The organism is Mannheimia cairinae (assembly GCF_028649535.1).
GTDB classification, from domain to species: domain Bacteria; phylum Pseudomonadota; class Gammaproteobacteria; order Enterobacterales; family Pasteurellaceae; genus Mannheimia; species Mannheimia cairinae.
In genome coordinates this window covers 85,362-108,643 of sequence record NZ_JAQSJE010000001.1, presented here as the reverse complement: position 1 = coordinate 108,643, position 23,282 = coordinate 85,362, and the positions used below count along the sequence as shown (strand labels likewise).

Genomic DNA, 23,282 nt, shown 5'->3' with positions numbered 1-23,282 from the left:
GAGAGACCGCTTATTGAAGCGTTTAGCGAAATAAGTAGAGAGAGTAATTGGGTAAGTTTGCAAATTTTGGCGGGAAATAGACCGCTTGTTTGGGTACGAGCGAGGACGCTCGCACCATCGGGGCTTGCACATCAAAGAGCTGTTTCAATGAATAGAAATATTATGCCGAAAGCATTTCTTCTAACTGTTCTTGTGCCTCTAGCCATTGCATTTCAATTTCTTCCACTTGCTTTTTAGCTTCAAGCTGCTTGGCAAGGGTTTCGGTCAGTTTGGCTTTGTTTTCCGCCTCGTAAATTTCACTGCTTGCCAGCATTTCTTCTAATTTAGTAAGTTTTTCGGTGGCTTTTTCTAGCTCTTTTTCAAGTTGAGTGATTTTTTTACGCAATGGGGCGGTTTGTTGGCGGAGCTCTGCCTCTAGCCGTTTTTGCTCTTTACGGTTTGCCGCACTGTTTTCGCTGTTTGTAGCCGGTGTGCAAGCGGTTGAATTTTCCGAACTTTTTGCAAGTACCGATTTGGGTTCATTTGCCAGTGCATTTTGTTCGTTTAGCCATTTTTGGTAGTCGTCTAAATCGCCTTTAAACTCTTCGACTTTGTGATTATGAACTAAATAAAATTCGTTTACCGTGCTACGTAGTAAATGGCGGTCGTGCGAAACCACAACTAAAGAGCCTTCATAATAAGTTAGGGCATCGGTAAGGGCTTGTCGCATTTCTAAATCTAAATGGTTGGTCGGCTCATCTAACAACAGCAAATTCGGGCGTTGCCACACAATAAGAGCAAGCACTAAGCGAGCCTTTTCTCCACCCGAGAAGGATTTTACCGCTTGGGTAACTTTGTCGCCTTTAAAATCAAAACCGCCTAAGTAGTTGCGTAATTCTTGCTCGGTTTTTTCTGGGGCAATTTTCTGCAAATGCCAAAGCGGGCTTTCATCAAAGCGTAGCGTATCGACCTGATGTTGTGCAAAATAACCTAGCTGAACACCTTTGGCGAGCTGGGTTTTACCACTTTGAGCTGGAATTTCACCTGCTAATAATTTAATCAGGGTCGATTTACCTGCTCCATTTCGCCCAAGCAAACCAATGCGAGAACCCGGCACAAGATTAAGTTTTACCGATTCCAATACGGTTTTTTCCCCATAGCCGGCACTCACTTTTTCCATCATCAACAATGGGCTAGGCAAGGCAAGCGGTGGGCGAAATTCAAATTCAAATGGGGAGTCGGCATAAGCTGGGGTGATAAGCTCCATTTTTTCCAACGCTTTAATTCGGCTTTGTGCCTGTTTCGCTTTTGTGGCTTTGGCTTTGAAGCGGTCGATAAAACTTTGCAAATGTGCCACTTTGCGTTGCTGTTGTTGGAAAGCCGCATTTTGTTGGGCAATTTTGGTCGCTCGCTGAATTTCAAAAGAGGTGTAGTTGCCGGTGTATTCGTTGAGTTTTTGATGTTCAATGTGAATCACACGGTCAATAATCGGATCTAGGAAATCACGATCGTGCGAAATTAACAACAATGTGCCACGATAATTAGTTAGCCAACGTTCGAGCCAAATTACCGCATCTAAATCTAAGTGGTTGGTTGGTTCATCTAATAATAGAAGATCGGAACGGCAAATCAGGGCTTGTGCCAAGTTAAGACGCATTCGCCAACCGCCCGAAAAAGATTTTACCGGCAGTTGTAATTGTTCGGTGCTAAAACCTAAACCGTTGAGCAGAGTTGAGGCTCGGGATTGAATTGTCCAAGCATCAATAGTGTCTAAATGAGCGTGAATAGTGGCAATTTGGTTGCCATCGTTTTGATGATTTGCCTCATCAAGCTGTGCCATTAGTTGTGTATATTCACGATCGCCTTGAATCACATAATCTAAAGCGGAAATATCTAACGCTGGAGTTTCTTGATTTACCCACGAAATCGCCCAATTTTTAGGGAGCGACACATCGCCCCCCTCAGGTTGTAGTTCATTTTTTAGCAATGCAAAAAGGGACGATTTCCCACACCCGTTTTTGCCGACTAATCCTACTTTCTGCCCTGTGTGAATGGTTGCTGAGCTGTTCTCAATCAGGACAGAATGCCCTCGTTTTAAAATTAAGTCTGTAAAAAAGATCATTGTAAGCGGTCTGTTTATGTTAAAATTTTGCATATTTTAACATAAAAACGAATAGGGAGCTTTGGCTTCCCAAGAAGAACAAAAATAACTAAATATTCGCTAGAAACTAGCTTAAACCAGGTTTAGGCTAGATTTTGTGGTTAATTGATAAAACGATGAATTTTAATTGAACATTAAAGTTTAAAAATTGTTAATATTTCTGCAATATGGTATTTTTTAACAGGTAAACAAACGTATGGCTACTATTAGCTAGATTATCTCATCACCGCAAGGAAAAATTATGTCAAACCATCTTACCGAACACCGCTTTATTGATTTTTCAATTCATTCAAGAGTATTAAATGCACTTGATAGTAAAGGTTTTGAATTTTGTACCCCTATTCAAGCAAAAACATTACCTATCACGCTATTGGGTAAAGATATTGCGGGGCAAGCTCAAACAGGAACCGGTAAAACATTGGCTTTTTTGGTTGCGACATTTCATTATTTATTAAGCAACGAAATCGAAACAAACAAAAATCAGCCGAGGGCATTAATTCTTGCTCCAACTCGTGAATTAGCAGTTCAAATTGCCGCAGATGCCCAACTATTTTTACAACATACCGATTTAAAATTAGCATTAGCGTATGGTGGAGATGGCTACGATAAACAATTACAAGAAATTGGAAAAGGTGTGGATCTGCTAGTAGGTACAACAGGGCGAGTGATTGATTATGTTAAGCAAGGTGTTATTAATTTAGATAAGATCCAAGTAATTGTGCTTGATGAAGCCGATCGAATGTTTGATCTTGGTTTTATTAAAGATATTCGTTATTTAATGCGTAAAGCACCAAAGCCACAAGAGCGTTTAACATTACTTTTCTCGGCAACGCTTTCTCCTCGTGTAAGAGAGTTGGCATATGAAGATATGCATAATGCAGAATATGTAGAAATTGAGCCGTTACAACGTACAGGGCATCGTATTAAAGAGGAATTATTCTACCCTTCTAATGAAGATAAAATGGCTCTATTGCTTACGTTGTTAGAAGAAGAGTGGCCAGATCGTTGTATGATTTTTGCAAATACCAAACATAAATGTGAAGAAATTTGGCAATATCTTTCGGCAGATGGTCACCGTGTAGGTATGCTAACAGGCGATATTCCTCAGAAAAAACGGTTATCTTTATTAGATAATTTTACTAAAGGCAATCTAGATATTTTAGTCGTAACCGATGTGGCGGCAAGAGGATTGCATATTCCAGATGTTACCCACGTGTTTAATTACGATTTACCCGATGATAAGGAAGATTATGTACACCGTATTGGCAGAACCGGCAGAGCAGGTGAAAGCGGTCACTCTATAAGTTTTGCTTGTGAGCGTTATGCCGTAAATTTACCTGCAATAGAAGAATATATCGGGCATCAGATTCCCGTAAGCCAATATAATAAAGAATCTTTATTAGCTTTACCGAAGATCAACCGAACACGTGGCAGAAATACTTTTGTTGTGAAAAAAAATAGTCGCCGTTAAAATATTAGTTTCATTTAAAAATATAAAAATACTCGGGGTTAGCGAGTGTTTTAGCGGTTATAGGATCAAAATGAAATTAATTAAATCGGCACTTATTTTTAGTGGGCTTTTGGTTATTGTGGGATGTTCATCATTGAATAATGGGCATCAAAAAAATATAGCTAATAACATTACCACTAAACGAATAAATACCACGCAATGTAAAGATAGTGATGATTGGTATTTAGATGGTTATCGGGTAGGAAAATCTTTCCGTTCGGAAAAACAAAAAATGCTCCAACAACGTAGTACATATTGTGGATATACATTGTCTCGCTTACCTTCAAAATATCGAAAAAACTGGGAACAAGGGTTTCGCATCGGTATAAAAGGGTAGTTTTTTATTTATAGAAGAAATTAGAGAATTAAATATGAATTTATACGAAATTGCTCAAACAGAATCAGGGCAAAAAATCTCATTAAATGCAAGAATGGCAAACCGACACGGTTTAGTTGCAGGTGCAACTGGTACAGGTAAAACGGTTACACTGCGTAAGCTTGCTGAAGCTTTTAGTGATGATGGTGTACCAGTTTTTTTAGTTGATGTAAAAGGCGACCTCTCAGGGCTTGTACAAGCGGGTAATTTTTCGGGAAGAATTGCAGAACGTATTGAAAAATTTAATTTAGGTGGCGAAGGGTATTTAAACGGTTACCCAGTATCGTTTTGGGACGTATTTGGCGAAACAGGTATTCCACTTCGTACCACCATTTCCGAAATGGGGCCAATGCTACTTGCTCGTTTACTAAATTTAAACGATACCCAAGAAGGCTTGCTAAATTTAGTTTTCCGTGTAGCAGATGACCAAGGATTGCTCCTTATCGATCTAAAAGATTTGCGTGCTTTACTAAAATTTGTGGCAGAAAATGCAAAAGAATTCCGAGTTGAATACGGAAACGTTTCAGCGGCAAGCGTTGGGGCAATTCAACGTGCATTATTAGCACTTGAAAATGAAGGAGCTGCGAATTTATTTGGAGAACCAGAATTAGATCTTCAAGATTGGATGCAAACACGTAATGGACGAGGTGTGATTAATATTCTTAATTCGGAAAAATTGATTAACTCTCCAAGAATGTATGGTGCATTTTTGCTCTGGTTTATGGCTGAATTATTTGAAAATTTACCAGAAGTCGGCGATCCAGATAAACCAAAATTTGTTTTATTCTTTGATGAAGCTCACTTGCTATTTGACGGTGCACCAAAAGTATTAGTCGATAAAATCGAACAAGTTGTTCGCTTAATTCGCTCTAAAGGGGTTGGTGTTTATTTTGTTACGCAAAACCCATTAGATTTACCAGATTCTGTACTCGGGCAATTAGGTAATCGTATTCAACACGCACTACGTGCTTTTACACCACGTGATCAAAAAGCAGTTAAATCAGCGGCAGAAACATTTCGTTCCAATAAAGACGTGAATGTGGTTGAAGCTATTACCCAGCTAGGTGTAGGTCAGGCATTAGTTTCTGTATTAGATGAAAAAGGTATGCCAACACCCGTTGAAATTGCTTATATTTATCCACCAAAAAGCCAATTAGCACCGCTTGAGGCAAGTGAACGAACAGCGTTAGTAAAACAGGATGATTTATATCATCACTACAGTCAATATGTAGATAATGAATCAGCATTTGAATTACTCAATGCTAAAGCTGAACAAGTGAAAGCAGAGCAGCAAGCTGCAGAAGAAGAGAATAATGGCTTCTTAGGTGGAATTATCTCATCTATCTTCGGCTCTAAAAAGAAAAAAGATCAGTCTGTGGCAGAACAAGTCGTTAGCCAGGTTGCACACTCGGTAGGTAGAAACTTACGTAATCAAGTTTCTAAACAGATTATGCGAGGCATTTTAGGGGCGATAAGTAAAAAATAGCCTAAATCGTAAATATACAAGCGGTCAGATTTTGTAATAAAATTACAAATCTGGCCGTTTTTTATATCAATATTTGCTATGAAAATAATTAGCTAAATTACATAAAAACTATTGGCAAAACTGCTTGTTTTTTGGCATAATATGTCCCGTTTTTTGTCGGTTTTTGGCAGAAAACATAAACATTTATTTTTAACACTAAAACACACACATATCACAAGCTAGAAATTGGGGTGTCTATAATAGTAGATCGGTTTTCTAGGATATGTGGAGGCTAAACCCCGTTTTGCCGTTCATAAGTGGCAAAACAAACAACTTTGAAGGAAAATTCTTATGGCACAAGTTTCTATGCGCGATATGCTTAACGCAGGCGTTCACTATGGTCACCAAACTCGTTACTGGAACCCAAAAATGAAACCATTCATCTTTGGTGCTCGTAATGGTGTTCATGTAATCAACTTAGAAAAAACTTTACCTTTATTCAACGAAGCATTAGCAGAATTAACTCGCATTGCAAGCAACAACGGTAAAGTATTATTTGTTGGTACAAAACGTGCAGCGTCAGATGCAGTTAAAGCAGCAGCAGTAGATAGCCAACAATTCTACGTAAACCACCGCTGGTTAGGTGGTATGCTAACTAACTGGAAAACAGTTCGTCAGTCAATCAAACGTTTAAAAGATTTAGAAGCTCAAACTCAAGACGGTACTTTTGACAAAATCACTAAAAAAGAAGCGTTAATGCGTACTCGTGAGTTAGAGAAATTAGAGTTAAGCTTAGGCGGTATCAAAGATATGAACGGCTTACCAGATGCAATTTTTGTAATTGGTGCAGACCACGAACATATCGCAATCAAAGAAGCAAACAACTTAGGTATTCCTGTATTTGCTATCGTTGATACTAACTCAACTCCAGATGGCGTTAATTACATCATCCCTGGTAACGACGATGCAACTCGTGCAATCCAACTTTACTTAGATTCAGCCGTTGCTGCAATCAAAGAAGGTCGTGGTGTTGAGACTGTTGAAGCTGAAGAAGTAGCTGCAGCAGAATAATCGTATCAGGCAAACGATAAGGCATAGCCCTTAATCATTTGATTATCATTTGAGAGCAGGGGTGAAAACCTCTGCTTTTATCGTATTAAAAATCATCTCAGAGGAATAGTAAAATGGCTGAAATTACAGCATCATTAGTTAAAGAACTTCGTGAACGTACTGGCGCAGGTATGATGGAATGTAAAAAAGCGTTAGTTGAAGCGAACGGTGATATCGAATTAGCAATCGACAATATGCGTAAATCTGGTCAAGCGAAAGCAGCTAAAAAAGCTGGTCGTGTTGCAGCTGAAGGTGTGATTCTAGCACGTGTAGCAGCAGGTTTCGGTGTATTAGTTGAAATGAACTGTGAAACTGACTTCGTAGCAAAAGATGCTGGCTTCGTAGGCTTAGCAAATGAAGTTGCAGATTTTGCAGCAGCAAACAAAGGTACAACAATCGAAGCATTACAAGCACAATTTGAAGAAAAACGTGCTGCATTAGTTGCTAAAATTGGTGAGAATATGAACATTCGTCGTGTTCAATACTTAGAGGGCGAAGTAATTGCACAATACTTACACGGTGCGAAAATCGGTGTATTAGTTGCAGGTGCAGGTTCAGAAGATGAACTTAAGAAAGTAGCAATGCACGTTGCAGCAAGCAAACCAGAATTCGTAAACCCAGAAGATGTTTCTGCTGAAGTTGTAGCAAAAGAGCGTGAAATCCAAATTGAAATTGCAGTGAACTCTGGTAAACCAAAAGAAATCGCTGAGAAAATGGTTGAAGGCCGTATGAAGAAATTCACTGGCGAAGTTTCATTAACAGGTCAGCCGTTTGTTATGGATCCTTCACAATCAGTAGGTGACTACTTAAAATCAGTAAATACTTCTGTGTCTAACTTCGTTCGTTTAGAAGTTGGCGAAGGTATCGAGAAAGTTGAAGAAGATTTCGCAGCAGAAGTTGCTAAAATCACAGGCGGTAACGCTTAATTTTAACTTTAATTGAAATTAAAACAGGTTTTAGTGCCTAATACTAAAAATGCTGATCGGTTTAGCTGATCAGCATTTTTTTGCTTTATAATATTTCATTACAAATAAAGCACACCCTGCACCAAGCATATCAGCTATCCCATCTAACCAAGAGCCTTCACGTGTTTGCGTAAAGTAGGTTTGGCCTAATTCGCTCCCAAAAGCATAAAGCAGGGCAAAAAGAAATAAACTAAAATAAGGTATGTAATTTCTGCTTTTTATAAAAGCGATTGCTAATAGTAAGATTTGCACAAAGAATAGAGCAAAATGGGCAACTTTATCGAAGTGGGGAAATAAAGGTAAGCTATTGCCAGCCTCACGGAAAATTAACCCATAAATGCCTAAAATAAACCATATTAGTGCTAAAAGAGTATATTTATTCATCTTTTTAATAGGGTGGAAGTTATCAAGTAAAAACAAGCGGCCTTTTTAGGTAAAGATTTTACTAAAAAAGACCGCTTGTACGAAGTTAAAGATTATTCAAATAATCCTAAGTGAAGAGAACGGACAATATCATCTGCTTCGTTGTTTTTAACTAAAGTACAAACGTTATTTGTGCTTGCTCCATAGCTAATTAAGCGGATATTGTAGTTTTCAATAGTATGGAATAATTTTTTCGCCACACCGGATTGAGTGTGTAAGTTGTTTCCAATAATGGCAACCAGTGCTAGATCATCTTCTACTTGAACATTGCAGTAAGCATTTAGTTCATCAAGTAACTCTGATGATAACATATTGGCTCCTGATGATGCTGATCCCGTTTTGTCTAAGGTTAAAGCAACGCTAACCTCTGATGTAGTAATCACATCAACGGAAATTTTATGTTTCGCTAAAATGGCGAATACATTTGCTAAGAACCCTTGTGCGTGAAGCATTGACAGGCTTGAAAGCGTTAATAGTGTTTGGTTACGACGTAATGCAATCGCACGGAAAGTCGGGCGAGGTTGAGGATCTCTTGTTACCCAAGTTCCCCCTTGCTCTGGTGCTTTGCTTGAACCAACATAAACAGGAATATTGCTACGCACAGCTGGTAATAATGTTGCAGGGTGTAAGACTTTTGCACCAAAGGTTGCCATTTCTGCCGCTTCGTTAAATGCCATTGTGTCAATACGTTGTGCATTTGGTACTACACGAGGGTCTGTAGTATAAATTCCTGGTACGTCTGTCCAAATTAAGACATCATTTGCCCCTAATACTTCAGCAAGTAGTGCCGCTGAATAGTCTGAACCACCACGGCCTAAAGTAGTGGTTTTGCCTTCATCATCTCGGCCGATAAAACCCTGAGTAATTGCAATTTTGCCTGATGCGATAAGTGGTTTAAGCACGTTATTAGATTGTTGTTGGGTTTTTTCATCATTTGGTGCTGCTTTTCCATAGTGGTTATTGGTTGCGACAACATCACGTACATCAACCCAAACAGCAGGGTGTCCACTTTCCACTAATAGCTGGGTAAAGATTTTGGTGGACATCATTTCACCGTGGCTGATTAATTCATCGCTTAATGCTGCAGAGGTTGCAAGGCTAGCTGATTCAGCGAGTGCAGCAATGTGGTCTAATAAATTATCAATTTCAGCTTTTACTGCGTCTTGATTTTGTAATTTTTCAATGATGTTATATTGAATTTGGCGAACAGCAGAAAGCACTTCGTCACGGTGTTCTTTTTCGCATCCGTTTGCTAACTCCACTAAATAGTTAGTAACACCTGCTGATGCAGAAAGCACAACAACACGAGTATTGGCATCTGCCATTACGATATTGGCAGAAGAAGTCATTGCTTCAAAATTTGCAACACTTGTACCACCAAATTTAGCCACAGAAAGATGAGACATAATAAAATTTCCTTAAAACAAAATAGATAAATGTTGTGTTAGGGGATATTCGGAAAGGAAATTTGAGTAGATTATACGGTTTGATAGTAGAACCAATTAATCAGAGCACTCCATTTAATATGTTTTATATTAAATGACAGCTGATAGGATTCAACCTGCTCAGCCGATGTTAATTCCAGTCTAGTGAATTCACACCTCGGCAATCACTCCCATCACTTAATTTTCAAACGGCCCTAGTTGCCTCAAATTAAGTTGCCTGAGTGTTGCACCTCTCCTGCAATGGTAGAACATTGCTATTTTTCAATGATTGAAAAACCTGCATAGAAATACTCTTTTATCTAAAGTTTGTCAATTAATATTTATATCATTGCTAACAATAGCGGTATTTATAATTAAAAACTGAGCGTTTTATAGGATATTAAACTCATTGAAGTAAATCTCCTAAAAATATTTTGAAATGGATCACAAAACCAAAATTATTTTGTTGTTCTTATGATTATTTTTCCTTATGCTTTTTATACTCATTATGAGGTAGTTTTTATTGGAGGCTATTATGAGTATTTTAAATTATTTACAAAAAATAGGGCGAGCTTTAATGGTGCCGGTTGCAGCATTACCAGCAGCGGCTTTATTAATGGGGGTTGGATATTGGATTGATCCAGACGGTTGGGGAGCCAATAGCCAACTGGCAGCATTATTGATTCGTTCTGGTGCTGCAATTATTGATAATATGGCCATTTTATTTGCGGTTGGTGTTGCATTTGGAATGTCTAAAGAAAAAGATGGGGCTGCTGCGTTGTCAGGGCTTGTTGGTTATTTGGTTATTACAACCTTACTTTCTCCTGCAGCGGTAGCACAACTCAAAGGCATAGCAGCAGATCAAGTGCCTGCGGCATTTGGTAAAATTAACAATCAATTTATCGGTATTTTAGTTGGGGTAATCTCAGCAGAGCTTTACAATCGCTTCTATCAAGTGGAATTGCCAAAAGCTCTATCCTTCTTTAGTGGTAAGCGTTTAGTCCCAATCATTGTTTCAATTATAATGATTGTTGTTGCCTTCATCTTATTATATGTATGGCCTGTTATTTTTGGTTCATTAGTATCATTTGGTGAATCTATTAAAGATATGGGGTCTGTAGGGGCTGGTATTTATGCATTCTTTAACCGTTTACTCATTCCAGTTGGATTGCATCACGCTTTAAATTCAGTCTTCTGGTTTGATGTGGCAGGTATCAATGATATTCCTAATTTCTTAGGTGGTGCAAAATCACTTGCTGAAGGTAAAGCCGTTATTGGTGTTACGGGTATGTACCAAGCAGGTTTCTTCCCTGTAATGATGTTTGGTTTACCTGCTGCGGCTTTAGCTATTTACCATAGTGCTAAACCAGCGAAAAAAGTACAAGTTGCTTCAATTATGTTTGCAGCTGCACTTGCTTCTTTCTTTACAGGAATTACTGAGCCACTCGAATTTGCTTTTATGTTTGTTGCTCCTGTGCTTTATGTTGTACACGCATTATTAACTGGTCTTTCTGTTTATATTGCTGCATCAATGCAGTGGATAGCAGGTTTTGGTTTTAGTGCGGGTTTAGTGGACTTGGTACTTTCAACAAGAAATCCTCTCGCTGTTCAGTGGTATATGTTATTGGTTCAAGGCTTAGTTTTTGCGGTTATTTACTATGTATTATTCCGTATCGTTATTCGTGCCTTTAACTTAAAAACACCTGGGCGAGAAGAAGAGGCTGATACTCAAACATTAAATACGACCTCTCATAGTGAACGTGCGGCACATTTTATTGCTGCATTGGGCGGTAAAGAAAATATTGTGAATATTGATGCCTGCATTACACGTTTACGCTTAACATTGTTGGATGTTTCTAAAGCAAATGATGTGGAATTAAAATCACTAGGTTCAAAAGGAAATATCAAATTAGGCGAAAATGGTTTCCAAGTGATTCTTGGAACAGAAGCTGAGTTTGTTGCAGATGCAATGAAGAAATTAGTTTGATAGATAAACAAGCGGTCATATTTTTGTAAAATTTTACAGAAAGATGACCGCTAAATTTTTATGATTTTTTATTTACTGGTGCGTGTTTGTGTGCAACCATTTTTTGACGAATTTCACGGCGTTGTTTTGAAAGCTCCGCATTACGAATCATATAATCATCAACACGGTTTTCATAGTCATCACGCATATTGGCAATAATTGCTCGTACTTGCTCAATAGACATTTCATCAGTAATGTATTGGGTTAAATTATCTAATAACAATACACGTTTTTGGTTGTCTCGGATTTTACGATCATTATCGGCAGTTTCACGATGTAATTTATTTTTTAAACGATACAGATGCACATATTCCAACATATCGTGGAATGATTTATTGACTTCAGACATAGAAATCCCTCTAGGTTAAGTTTAATGAAAGATGAATAAGTAAATCCTAGTCTTTTTCCATTCGTTCGTCAAAAAGTTTTATTGAATTTTATGATTTAAACCAATTATATGAAATAAAGTTAATTTTTTGTTGTAGATATAGTGATTAGCAAGGCTTAAAAATGTTAATATCAGTAATTATTAGTGATTAAACACAGGGATTTTTTATGTCACCTCCAAATACTGCTCCTCGAGAATTTGCAGCGATTGATTTAGGCTCGAACAGTTTCCATATGATCGTCGCCCGTATTGTGAATGGCTCAATCCAAGTTCTTTCTCGTCTTAAACGTCGAGTAAGATTAGCTGATGGACTTGATGAAAATTTAGTGTTAAGTCAGGAAGCGATTGATAGAGGTGTTGCTTGTCTTGGTTTGTTTGCTAAACGTTTACAAGGCTTTTCAACGGAAAATGTAAAAGTTGTTGGTACTTACACGTTACGCCGAGCTATTAATAATCAAGATTTTCTAGAACAAGCAAAAGCGGTATTCCCTTATCCTATTTCTATTATTTCAGGGCAAGAAGAAGCAAAGCTGATCTATTCGGGAGTAAGTCATACTCAGCCAGAAAAAGGGCGGAAATTAGTCGTTGATATTGGCGGTGGCTCAACAGAAATAACCATTGGTGATAATTTTACCCCGATTCGAGCTGAAAGTCGTCATATGGGATGTGTGAGTTTTGCTAAACGGTTTTTCCCAAATGGAGAATTGACCGTAGAGCGTTTTGATAGTGCCTATCAACTTGCTATGGAAAAAATGGAAGATTTGATGTGGGAGTATAAAGATCTTGGCTGGGAACACGTTTTAGGTTCTTCAGGTACAATCAAAACGGTTCATCAAGTATTATTAGCAAACGGCTATCGTGACGGCTTAATTACGGAGCCTCGTTTACAGAAAATTATTGATATTTGCCTAGAATTTAAATCACTAAATGATATTAAATTGCGAGGTTTGCTAGAAGAACGAGCAGATGTATTAGTGCCTGGCTTAGCAATCTTGCTAGCATTATTCCATACTTTTAGAATGAATGTTTTACGTTATTCTAATGGTGCATTACGAGAAGGGGTAATGTATGGCTTGGAGAAAAGTTTCCAAGTAGGAGATATTCGTCAACGCACAGCAGAAGCGTTAGCAGAACAATTTGACTTAGACCAACAGCAAGCTAATCGAGTAGAACGAACCGCTCTGATTTTATTTGATCAAATTAAGAGTTGGCGAAATCGTCGTCAAATTTCAGATTTACGTTCAATGCTTAAATGGGCAAGTTTGTTACACGAGATAGGCATTGTTGTAAATCATAATAATGTTCATCGCCATTCTGCATATTTAATTTCAAATCGAGATTTGCCGGGGTTTGATTTTGAACAGCAAACATTACTTTCTGTATTAATGCGTTATCATTTAAAACATTTTAAACGTTCGGATATTCGTAGCATTAATCGTTATCAATGCCGAGATGTACTCACATTAGTGCGAGTATTTCGATTGGCAGTGTTGCTAAATCGCTCTCGTCAGGCAAGTGTCGAACCAACTCAATTAATGCTAACGATTGATAAAAATCATTGGTACTTAAAGTTTGATCCAGATTTTTTAACCCAAAATCCGTTGGTTTTAGCTGATCTGGAAGAAGAACAAAAAATATTATCCTTAACCGATCTTGTTCTTTCAATTTCTTCGTGATTAACCGTAGAGATGTCTTATTTTATAAGCTAATTGCCAATACCAAGGCAATTAGCTTTCTCTATTTACAATAAATTCAGCCAATTCTTTTAGTGCCGTGCTATCAAAAGGTAGCTCATTAAGTGCATCTAATGCGGTTTGGTAAAGCATTTGCGCTTTTTGTTTTGCCCCTTCTAGGCCAAGCAATTTAGGATAAGTGCTTTTATTGTGATTTTCATCAGAACCGACCGTCTTTCCGATTTTATCTGTTTCACCTACCACATCTAAAATATCATCTTGCACTTGGAAAGCTAAACCAATAGCTTTGGCATAACGCTCAAGCGGTTGTTTTATTGCTAAATTTTGCGAATGTTCAGAAAGATGAAAACCCATCATAACAGAAGATAAAATCAATGCTCCAGTTTTATTGCGATGAATTAATTCTAAAGTTTCTAAGCTAACCGCTTTATTTTCTGAAAGTAAATCTAAACTTTGCCCTAAGCACATTCCGCTTACGCCAGCCGCTTGCGAAAGTTCTCGCACTTGAGCCACTTTTTCTTTATCAGTTAAGGTAGCGTCGTTTGCGATTAACTCAAAGGCAAAGCTTTGTAAGGCATCACCGGCAAGAATAGCAGTTGCTTCATCAAAGGCGATATGGCAGGTTGGTTTGCCACGGCGTAATTCATCATCATCCATTGCCGGTAAATCATCGTGAACAAGGGAATAAGCGTGAATAGATTCCATAGCCGCCGCACTGTGATCTAATTTTTCAAGTGCAACACCCAACATTCTACCAGTTGCATAAACTAAAAAAGGACGAACTCGTTTGCCACCTAATAGCACTGCATAAGCCATTGCTTCCATTAAAGGCGAGCCAAAGGTTTCGTTTGATTGTAATTTATCAGAAAGGAAATGATTAACACGTTGTTGTAAAGTTGTGAGATCTGATGCTAATTCATAAGACATTTTGTTATTCTCTTTCATAATCAGCTAATTCGGCAGTTTCATTTTTATTTAATAGAATTTGAATGCGTTGTTCTGCTTTTTGTAAACGTTCTTGCCCTTGTTGCACTAATTTAATTGCGGTTTCAAACTCATTTAATGCATCTTCTAAAGGAAGATCGCCTGCTTCTAAATGGGTAACAATCGCTTCTAATTCTTTTAATGTATTCTCAAAATCTTGTGTTGGTTTTTTTGCCATTTTCATTTCCTATTTACTGAAATAAAGTTGCTCAAGTTTACCGATGTATCAAGGGATTTGCAAATTCCTTTTACTTTTTAACCGCTTGCAGTTATTGTACTTCCTTATTTAAAGAGGAGGTTTCTATGCAAGTAACAGAATTAAATATTTACCCAATAAAATCGACTTTAGGCACTCAAGTCTCACAAGCCTTTGTTGAGCCCAAAGGGTTGAATTTTGATCGTGAATTTATGATTACAGAACCAAACGGCAAATTTATTACCGCCCGCAAAGATCAAGAATTATATCGTTTAACCGCTTTTCCGATTACAACAGGAATTGTGATTACTCACACAAGCGGTCAGAAATGCGTTGCACTTTACCAAGATTTTATTGAAGAAAGCAGCAGTGAGGTTTGGGGAACAAGCTTTAATGCTAAAGTTGCAGCAACTTCGGTTAATCAGTGGCTAAGTGAAGTTTTAGGCAGAGAAGTCCAACTGCGTTGGTTAGGTGAAAAAAGCCAACGCCAAGTGGCTAACTTTGCGGATCACCCAATGAGTTTTGCTGATAGCAACCCAGTAACATTGATGTCACAAAAATCATTAGCACAAGTACAACAGTGGTCGCCTATTCCATTAGAAATGGCACGTTTTCGCCCAAATATCGTCATTGATGGCGAAGTTGCTTTTGAAGAAGAACAGTGGGAACAAATTCAAATCGGCGAAGTCTTATTTACCAAATCCGAGTTATGTACTCGCTGTGTACTCATCACTCGAGATTTAAAAACCTTGGAATTAGACCCCAAAGCAGAACCATTTAGAACGTTAAAGCAAAAACATTCAAATGAAAAAGGTAAGCCGGTTTTCGGTATTCACCTTGTGCCACAAAATAGCGGCATTATTCGCCTAGGCGATATAATTACAATAAAAAAATAAACAAATAAAAATTTATATAAAAGGAGAAAAAATGGAGCAACGCAGCCAAGCAAGAACTGTGTTATTCCCTATTGTGCTGTTTGTAGGGATTAATTTACTCATATTATCTTTAGCCCGCTTAGGTTTAGCTTTTTGGCAAGCCGAGCGGGTATCTGAAGCGAATGGTTGGTTGCCGTTAATATTACAAGGCATTCGTATTGATATTTCCTCTCTTTGTTGGCTATTTGGTTTGCCTGCACTATTTAGCGTGATTTTCTTCCACGCAAATCTCATTGGCTCAATTTGGCGAAAAATACTCAGAATATGGCTAACTATTGGCAGTAGTTTTATTCTATTTATGGAAGTTGCCACTCCAAACTTTATCGAAACTTTCGATCTTCGCCCTAATCGCTTATTTATTGAATATTTAGTACACCCGAAAGAAGTGTTTACCATGCTTATTAATGGGCATTTGGCAAGTGTGATTTCAGGTTTGTTGGCTTTAGCTATTTCAGTTTTGGCTTATTGGAAATTATCAGGCTGGGCAACTAAAAATCTTACATTTCCTAGCTGGAAAATGCGCTCATTACTTGCATTATTAGTAGTGGCGGTCGTTTTTGTTGGTGGGCGTTCAAGTTTTGCGCACCGTGGCATTAACCCGGCGATGGTGGCATTTTCAGATGACCCACTAGTCAATTCTTTAGTGCTAAATTCAGGTTACTCTGTGCTTTATGCGGTGCAACAATTAAAAGATGAAGATAAATCTTCCGAGCAATATGGCAATATGTCGGCAGATGAAATGCTGAATATTGTTAAGCAAGCACGCAATCGCCCAAGTGAAGATTATATTTCAGCGGAAATTCCGACTTTAACTCACAATAAAGCTAGCTATCAAGGCAAGCCTAAAAATATTGTAATTGTGTTAGAAGAGAGCTTAGGAGCACAATTTGTTGGTTCTCTAGGTGGCAAACCTCTTACCCCTAATTTAGATAAATTAGCTCAAGAAGGTTGGTATTTTACTAATCTCTATGCCACCGGCACACGTTCGGTAAGAGGAATTGAGGCAGTAACAACAGGTTTTACTCCAACGCCTGCAAGAGCAGTGGTTAAATTGACCAAAAGCCAAACTAACTTTTTCAGCATTGCAGAATTATTGAAACGTCAAGGCTACCATACTTCATTTATTTATGGCGGCGAGAAACATTTCGATAATATGGCAAGCTTCTTTTATGGCAATGGTTTCCAACAAATTATTGATGAAAAAGAGTACAAAAATCCAAAATTTACGGCAACTTGGGGCGTAAGTGATGAGGATTTATTTGATAAAGCTAATGAAACCTTTAATGAATTGCATAAACAAGGAAAGCCGTTTTTTAGCCTAGTGTTTAGTTCAAGTAATCACGACCCATTTGAATTCCCTGATGGCAAAATAGAGCTTTATGAACAACCTAAACAAACACGACATAATGCCGCAAAATATGCTGATTATGCTTTAGGTTATTTCTTTGAACTCGCAAAAAAATCAGGTTATTGGAAAGATACGGTGTTTTTAGTAATTGCTGATCACGATTCTCGTGCAGAAGGCAATGAATTAGTCCCTATTCAGCATTTCCATATTCCAGCATTATTGCTAGGCGAGAATATTCAAGCGAAAGTAGATAACAGACTAGTCAGCCAAATCGATATGCCAACCACCTTGCTTTCAGTGGCTGGAATAAGTGGCGAATACCCAATGATTGGTTACGATCTCACACAAAATATCGACCCAAATCGTGCTTTTATGCAATATGATGCAACCCAAGCAATGATGAAAGGTAACGATGTGGTAGTGCTTCGCCCTAATTTACCAATAGCCGGTTTTATGTATGATAAGCAAAGTGATGACTTAATACCGAAACAACAGTCCGAAGCTTTTAAAAAAGAGGCTCTTGCTCACGCACTACTTGGTAGTTATTTATATAAAAATAAATTGTATCACTTACCTGTAGCCAAAAAGTAATAGATTTAAATTGAATTAAAAAAGGTTGGGAATGTAGAAACATTCACAACCTTTTCATTTTTGTAGTAGAATGGTCGCTTTAATTTACAAGCGGTTAAATTTCATCACACTTTTGCAAAATTATGGAAAAACAACGCCAACACGAACTACAGAAATGGCTTAGAGGTCAGCAAAAAGTAATTAAAAAATATATGCACCTTAATGTGCTTTTAGGCACAATGAGTAGTATATTGATGATAGGGCAGATGTGGTTGCTTGCAACAATGCTACAAAAAATGATTGTAGAAAAACAAAGCCCGAATATGTTTTTAGGTGAGATAGGCTTGTTATTCCTCTGTTTTGCACTGAGAGCCATTCTAATTTTCTTACGTGAACGAGTCGGCTTTAAAGCAGGAGAAACCTTACGTTTACATCTTCGCCAGCAAATTATTGATAAAATGGAAGATGTTGGTCCAATGGTTATTCAACAAAAACTAGCGGGTAGTTGGGCAACTTTAATGCTTGAGCAAGTTGAGAACCTGCATAATTTCTATGCTCGCTACCTTCCACAACAATTTCTTTCACTTATTATTCCGTTGGTGATTCTCTGTTTTGTATTCCCGATTAACTGGGCAGCAGGCTTAATTTTATTGGCAACAATGCCATTATTGCCGCTTTTTATGATATTAGCAGGTATCAAAGCGGTCGAGGCAAACCAACGAAATATCGGCATTCTTTCCCGTATCAGTGGGCAGTTCTTAGATAAATTAAAAGGCTTAGAAACGATTCGCCTTTTCGGACAAGCTAAAAAACAGACAGAGCAAATTTATCAAAGCACAGAAGATTTCAGAACAAGTACGATGGATGTACTAAAAATGGCATTTCTGTCCTCTGCTGTTTTAGAATTTTTTACTGCAGTTTCTGTTGCAGTAATGGCGGTTTATTTTGGCTTTATTTATTTAGGTGAATTGAATTTTGGCTATTACGGCACAGGTGTAACCTTGTTTGTGGGCTTTTTCTGTTTGATGATGGCTCCTGAGTTTTATCAGCCAATGCGAGAGCTAGGTGTTTATTACCATGATAAAGCAGCTGCTATTGGTGCTGCCGATAGTATTGAAACCTTCTTAAATGAAGAGGTAAACATCCAACCACATAATTTGCAAAAATCTTACCAAAATCAACCGCTTGTCATTCAAGCAAAAGAGTGCGTGATTTTATCGCCACAAGGTAAACCGCTTACTCAAGCGTTAAATTTTAATATTAATGCTCATCAGCATATCGCCTTAGTTGGTCAAAGTGGGGCGGGTAAAACCTCTTTAATGAATATGTTGCTTGGTTTCTTACCTTATCAAGGCTCAGTGACTATTAATGGTGTAGAGTTAAGAGAACTTAACTTAAGCCAGTGGCGAGCAAAATTGGCTTGGGTAGGGCAGAATCCTCAGCTGATTCGTGGCAGTTTAAAAGAGAATATTTTACTCGGCAACCCAAATGCGAACGAAGAGGAATTAGCCAATGCTTTAACCTTATCAAAAGCCTATGAATTTGTGTCTCGTTTAGGGTTAGAGCATCAAGTGCAAGATAGCAATATCGGTATTTCAGGCGGGCAAGCTCAGCGTATTGCGATTGCTAGAGCATTGTTACGACCTTACCAACTGTTATTATTAGATGAGCCGACGGCAAGCCTAGATATGGATTCAGAGCAACAAGTGCTAACGGCCTTACATCACTTAAGTCGTCAGCAAACTACGTTAATGATCACCCATCGAGTAGAAGATTTAGCCCAATGTGATGAAATTTGGGTAATGAAACAAGGGCAAATTATTCAACAAGGCAGTTTTGCCGAGTTAGAACATACAGGCTTTTTTGCTGAATTATTAAATAATGAACTTATTCCACAGGGAGAATTATAATGAAATCACTTTTTCCATTCCTTTCTCTCTATAGCACTCACTGGGGGCGTTTATTATTAGGTATTGTGCTAGCGATTATGGGGCTTTCTGCCAGCATTGGTTTATTAACCTTATCTGGCTGGTTTCTGTCTGCTTCTTTTTTAGCGGGTTCAGTGATTACCTTTAACTTTTTCTACCCATCGTCAGGGGTGCGAGGGTTAGCCATCGCTCGAACAGCCTCTCGCTATTTTGAGAAATTAGTTACACACGATGCAACCTTCCGAGTACTTGCAAATTTACGAGTTACGGTATTTAAAAAGTTAATTCCGCTTAGCCCAAGTGGACTAAACCGTTTTAGAAACAGTGAGTTACTAAACCGCTTAGTAGCGGATGTAGATACGCTAGATACCCTTTATTTGAATTTAATATCGCCTTTTATCAGTGCGGTGATGATTATTATATTTATGGCATTTGGGTTGTCGTTTGTATCTGTGCCATTAATGTTGATTATTTGTGGCTCCTTGTTCGCCTTATTGCTAATTATTCCAGCAGTGTTTTACCGTTTAGGCTTGAAATTAGGGCGAAATGCAATACAAAACCGAGCAAATTATCGTAGCCAATTTATTGAATGGGTACAGCTTAATGCAGAGTTTTTACTGTTCGGCACCTTAAATCAGGCAAGTGAAAAATTACAACAGACCGAACGACAATGGCTAAATGCACAAAGCAAAGAAAGCAAACTAACAGGTTTATCAAATGCGGTTTTAATGTTCTCTAATGGTATTTTAGCTTGTGTAGTGATCTATCTCGTTTCAACCGCTATCAATGTACCAAGTGCTGAGTACCCAGAAGCTTTAATTGCGTTAGTGGTTTTCTGTGTAATGGCAAGCAATGAAATTTTAACACCAATCGGCATTGCCTTTTTGCATTTAGGGCAAGTGATTACTGCAGCTGAACGCTTAAATGAAATTACGGAACAAAAACCGACAGTTGAATTTAATGGTTCGGCAGATTGGCAAAATTTAAGCCAAAATCAACCGCTTGTTCGTTTTGAAAATGTTGATTTCAGTTATTTAGCGGGTGAGCAACAAGTACTTAAACAACTCTCTTTTGACGTCTTAAAAGGGCAAAAAGTGGCCATTTTAGGTAAAACAGGCAGTGGAAAATCAACCATTTTTCAGCTACTTAACCGTAATTATGAACCGACAAGCGGTCAAATTTGGTTGAATAATTGCAAAATTGAAGATTTCGCAGAAAATACGCTACGCTCAAAATTAGCTACACTTAGCCAACGAGTGCATATTTTTAGCCAAACTTTAAAAGATAACTTGTTGATGGGAAATGCTCTAGCCTCTGATGAGCAAATGTTAGATGTTGTTCAAAAAGTTGGGCTTGGCTACTTGCTTGAAAGCGAAGGCTTAAAATTATGGTTAGGCGAAGGTGGCAGACCGCTTTCAGGGGGCGAGCAACGTCGGTTAGGCTTAGCAAGATTGCTATTAAGTTCGGCAGAATTAGTGCTATTAGACGAACCAACCGAAGGTTTAGACCGAGAAACAGAACAACAAATTCTAAACTTAATTTTTACCCATTGTGCTGAACGTACTTTATTGATGATTACCCATCGCCAAAGTGGGCTTGAAAAATTTGATAAAGTGTATCGCATAGATAGCGGAAGGTTATTAAATTAGCATTCAAAAAAACAGGAAAAAATGCTATATTCCCCCTAAAATTTACAAGGTTTAATAAAAAATGGCTGATTATCACAATATTACGATTGCTTATGCGGGCGTTTGCCAAGCAGCAACTTTAGTTCAACAATTTGCTCATAAAGGAACGGCAGATAGAGAAGCTTTTGGGCATTCTTTGCGTAGTTTATTAGTGACTCAGCCTGAATCGACTTTAAGTGTTTTTGGTGATGATTTATCGCATTTAAGTCTAGGGCTTGAAACGGCATTATCTCAAACCGGTGGCGGAAATGGCAAACTAGATACCGAAGTGGGTCGTTATTGGATTAGCTTATTAGCACTTAGTCAGAAATTAGATAAAAATGCTGAAGCGAAACAACAGCTTGCACAACGCTTACAACAGCTAGAACGCCAATTACCGCTTTATGAAGGCAATATTTTATCAGATCAAATGATTGCGAATATGGCAGCTATTTATAGCGATATTATTAGTCCGCTAGGCTCAAAAATTCACGTAGTCGGGATGCAAGATTATCTTGCTCGTCCGGATATCCAACATAAAATTCGTGCTTCATTACTTGCAGGTATTCGTGCAGGTATTCTCTGGCAACAGGTCGGAGGCAGCCGTTGGCAATTTTTATTCTCTCGCAAGAAAATTTTCAACCAAGCACAACAGTTTTATAAAACGCTTTAACCAAACATTAATTCATTTGGAGAATTTCAAACAATGGAACTTACCGCTTTAACCGCTTTATCCCCAATCGATGGTCGTTATCAAGACAAAGCTGCTGCTTTACGACCAATTTTTAGTGAATTCGGCTTATTAAAATTCCGTGTAACTGTTGAGGTTCGCTGGTTACAAAAATTGGCTTCTCACGCACAAATTAACGAAGTTCCAGCTTTTTCAGAAAAAGCAAACGATTACCTTAATCAAATTGTTGCAAATTTCTCGGTGGAAGATGCTGAACGCATTAAAACGATTGAGCGTACAACTAACCACGATGTAAAAGCGGTGGAATATTTCTTAAAAGAAAAATGTGAGGCTTTACCGGAATTACAAGCGGTCAATGAATTTATCCATTTTGCCTGTACCTCTGAAGATATTAACAATACTTCTCACGCTTTAATGCTTAAAACCGCCCGTGAAGAAGTGTTATTACCTGAATGGAAAAAAGTGATTGATGCTGTTGTTGATTTAGCAAAACGTTATCAGCATATTCCATTACTTTCTCGTACGCACGGTCAGCCGGCAAGCCCAACAACTATCGGTAAAGAAATGGCAAATGTGGCTTACCGTTTACAGCGTCAGTACAAACAGTTAGAAAATTTAGAGATTTTAGCTAAAATCAATGGTGCAGTAGGGAACTACAACGCCCATTTATCTGCTTATCCGGATATTGATTGGCACACATTCAGCCAAGAATTTGTGGAATCGTTAGGGGTAACTTGGAACCCGTACACAACGCAAATTGAACCGCACGATTATATTGCAGAATTCTTTGATTGCGTTGCTCGTTTTAATACCATTATCATTGATTTTGACCGTGATATGTGGGGCTATATTGCGTTAAACCATTTCAAACAACGTACTATTGCAGGCGAAATTGGCTCAAGTACAATGCCACATAAAGTGAATCCGATTGACTTTGAAAACTCAGAAGGGAATTTAGGTTTAGCCAATGCGGTAATGGCTCACCTAGGGCAAAAATTGCCAATCTCTCGCTGGCAGCGTGATTTAACCGACTCAACCGTATTACGCAACTTAGGTGTTGGGCTAGGTTATGCGTTAATTGCTTACGCTTCGACTCTAAAAGGCATTAGCAAGTTAGAGGTAAACGAACAGCATTTACGTGATGAGCTTAACCAAAACTGGGAAGTATTAGCGGAGCCGATTCAAACGGTAATGCGTCGTTATGGCATTGAAAAACCATACGAAAAATTAAAAGAATTAACTCGTGGTAAACGGGTTGATGAAACGGCTATGCGAGAATTTATTGAAAAACTGGAGATTCCAGAAAATGAAAAAGCTCGCTTAAAAGAGATGACTCCTGCAAGTTATATCGGTTATGCAGTAGAGTTAGTAGATAAATTGTAAAATTTAGGGCAAATTAGACCGCTTACAAGCGGTCTTTTTCCGTATTAATTTTGCAAAAA

Annotated in this window: 19 protein-coding genes and 1 riboswitch; of the genes, 13 read left to right on the top strand and 6 right to left on the bottom strand. The window is 38.1% G+C overall.

Annotated elements, in window-relative coordinates; genetic code table 11:
• Positions 1 to 160 precede the first annotated feature (160 nt).
• Entirely contained in the window at positions 161 to 2,101 is a 1,941-nt protein-coding gene (locus PTQ27_RS00495) for an ABC transporter ATP-binding protein (RefSeq protein ID WP_273748562.1), read from the bottom strand.
• Positions 2,102 to 2,381: 280 nt separating this feature from the next.
• Between PTQ27_RS00495 and rhlB the strand changes: the two genes are divergently transcribed.
• The 5 genes from rhlB to tsf all read left to right on the top strand — a co-directional run bounded on the left by rhlB (position 2,382) and on the right by tsf (position 7,527).
• A complete protein-coding gene (gene rhlB, locus PTQ27_RS00490) occupies positions 2,382 to 3,611 on the top strand; it encodes an ATP-dependent RNA helicase RhlB (RefSeq protein WP_273748563.1) in 1,230 nt (409 codons plus the stop codon).
• Between the two features lie 70 nt (positions 3,612 to 3,681).
• Positions 3,682 to 3,987, top strand: a complete 306-nt coding sequence (locus PTQ27_RS00485; protein WP_273748564.1) for a hypothetical protein — start codon at positions 3,682 to 3,684, stop codon at positions 3,985 to 3,987.
• 34 nt (positions 3,988 to 4,021) lie between these two features.
• Positions 4,022 to 5,512 (top strand): helicase HerA-like C-terminal domain-containing protein, encoded by a 1,491-nt coding sequence (locus PTQ27_RS00480; protein WP_273748565.1) that lies wholly within the window; start codon positions 4,022 to 4,024, stop codon positions 5,510 to 5,512.
• A 330-nt stretch (positions 5,513 to 5,842) separates the two neighbouring features.
• Positions 5,843 to 6,562: a 30S ribosomal protein S2 gene (gene rpsB / locus PTQ27_RS00475; protein ID WP_273748566.1), complete on the top strand. Its 720-nt coding sequence runs from the start codon at positions 5,843 to 5,845 to the stop codon at positions 6,560 to 6,562.
• Between the two features lie 113 nt (positions 6,563 to 6,675).
• On the top strand, positions 6,676 to 7,527 hold the full coding sequence (gene tsf, locus PTQ27_RS00470; protein WP_273748567.1) for a translation elongation factor Ts: 852 nt from the start codon (positions 6,676 to 6,678) through the stop codon (positions 7,525 to 7,527).
• Positions 7,528 to 7,596: 69 nt separating this feature from the next.
• Here the strand turns inward: tsf and PTQ27_RS00465 are convergent, their stop codons facing one another.
• Both PTQ27_RS00465 and lysC read right to left on the bottom strand, forming a co-directional pair.
• Entirely contained in the window at positions 7,597 to 7,950 is a 354-nt protein-coding gene (locus PTQ27_RS00465) for a VanZ family protein (protein ID WP_273748568.1), read from the bottom strand.
• Positions 7,951 to 8,042: 92 nt separating this feature from the next.
• The gene (gene lysC / locus PTQ27_RS00460) at positions 8,043 to 9,395 is read right to left on the bottom strand and encodes a lysine-sensitive aspartokinase 3 (protein WP_273748569.1); all 1,353 of its coding nucleotides are present in this window, start codon (positions 9,393 to 9,395) and stop codon (positions 8,043 to 8,045) included.
• A gap of 95 nt (positions 9,396 to 9,490) precedes the next feature.
• A riboswitch (Lysine riboswitch) is annotated at positions 9,491 to 9,677 on the bottom strand.
• 271 nt (positions 9,678 to 9,948) lie between these two features.
• Here lysC and nagE point away from each other — a divergent pair.
• Positions 9,949 to 11,400, top strand: a complete 1,452-nt coding sequence (gene nagE / locus PTQ27_RS00455) for an N-acetylglucosamine-specific PTS transporter subunit IIBC (RefSeq protein WP_273748570.1) — start codon at positions 9,949 to 9,951, stop codon at positions 11,398 to 11,400.
• Between the two features lie 58 nt (positions 11,401 to 11,458).
• Here the strand turns inward: nagE and PTQ27_RS00450 are convergent, their stop codons facing one another.
• Positions 11,459 to 11,788: a DUF496 family protein gene (locus PTQ27_RS00450; RefSeq protein WP_273748571.1), complete on the bottom strand. Its 330-nt coding sequence runs from the start codon at positions 11,786 to 11,788 to the stop codon at positions 11,459 to 11,461.
• A 206-nt stretch (positions 11,789 to 11,994) separates the two neighbouring features.
• Between PTQ27_RS00450 and ppx the strand changes: the two genes are divergently transcribed.
• Positions 11,995 to 13,503 carry an exopolyphosphatase gene (gene ppx / locus PTQ27_RS00445; protein WP_273748572.1) on the top strand — a complete coding sequence of 503 codons (1,509 nt, stop codon included), beginning with the start codon at positions 11,995 to 11,997 and terminating at the stop codon, positions 13,501 to 13,503.
• A 51-nt stretch (positions 13,504 to 13,554) separates the two neighbouring features.
• Here the strand turns inward: ppx and ispA are convergent, their stop codons facing one another.
• A complete protein-coding gene (ispA, locus tag PTQ27_RS00440; protein WP_273748573.1) occupies positions 13,555 to 14,448 on the bottom strand; it encodes a (2E,6E)-farnesyl diphosphate synthase in 894 nt (297 codons plus the stop codon).
• 4 nt (positions 14,449 to 14,452) lie between these two features.
• Positions 14,453 to 14,683, bottom strand: a complete 231-nt coding sequence (xseB, locus tag PTQ27_RS00435) for an exodeoxyribonuclease VII small subunit (protein ID WP_273748574.1) — start codon at positions 14,681 to 14,683, stop codon at positions 14,453 to 14,455.
• 125 nt (positions 14,684 to 14,808) lie between these two features.
• Between xseB and PTQ27_RS00430 the strand changes: the two genes are divergently transcribed.
• The 6 genes from PTQ27_RS00430 to purB all read left to right on the top strand — a co-directional run bounded on the left by PTQ27_RS00430 (position 14,809) and on the right by purB (position 23,223).
• On the top strand, positions 14,809 to 15,597 hold the full coding sequence (locus PTQ27_RS00430; protein WP_273748575.1) for an MOSC domain-containing protein: 789 nt from the start codon (positions 14,809 to 14,811) through the stop codon (positions 15,595 to 15,597).
• Positions 15,598 to 15,628: 31 nt separating this feature from the next.
• Positions 15,629 to 17,575, top strand: a complete 1,947-nt coding sequence (locus tag PTQ27_RS00425) for an LTA synthase family protein (RefSeq protein ID WP_273748576.1) — start codon at positions 15,629 to 15,631, stop codon at positions 17,573 to 17,575.
• Between the two features lie 122 nt (positions 17,576 to 17,697).
• The gene (gene cydD, locus PTQ27_RS00420) at positions 17,698 to 19,464 is read left to right on the top strand and encodes a heme ABC transporter permease/ATP-binding protein CydD (protein WP_273748577.1); all 1,767 of its coding nucleotides are present in this window, start codon (positions 17,698 to 17,700) and stop codon (positions 19,462 to 19,464) included.
• A complete protein-coding gene (gene cydC, locus PTQ27_RS00415) occupies positions 19,464 to 21,131 on the top strand; it encodes a heme ABC transporter ATP-binding protein/permease CydC (RefSeq protein ID WP_273748578.1) in 1,668 nt (555 codons plus the stop codon). Before cydD ends, cydC begins: the two co-directional genes overlap by 1 nt.
• 61 nt (positions 21,132 to 21,192) lie before the next feature.
• Positions 21,193 to 21,822: a high frequency lysogenization protein HflD gene (gene hflD / locus PTQ27_RS00410; RefSeq protein WP_273748579.1), complete on the top strand. Its 630-nt coding sequence runs from the start codon at positions 21,193 to 21,195 to the stop codon at positions 21,820 to 21,822.
• A 33-nt stretch (positions 21,823 to 21,855) separates the two neighbouring features.
• Positions 21,856 to 23,223, top strand: a complete 1,368-nt coding sequence (gene purB, locus PTQ27_RS00405; protein ID WP_273748580.1) for an adenylosuccinate lyase — start codon at positions 21,856 to 21,858, stop codon at positions 23,221 to 23,223.
• Positions 23,224 to 23,282: the final 59 nt, after the last annotated feature.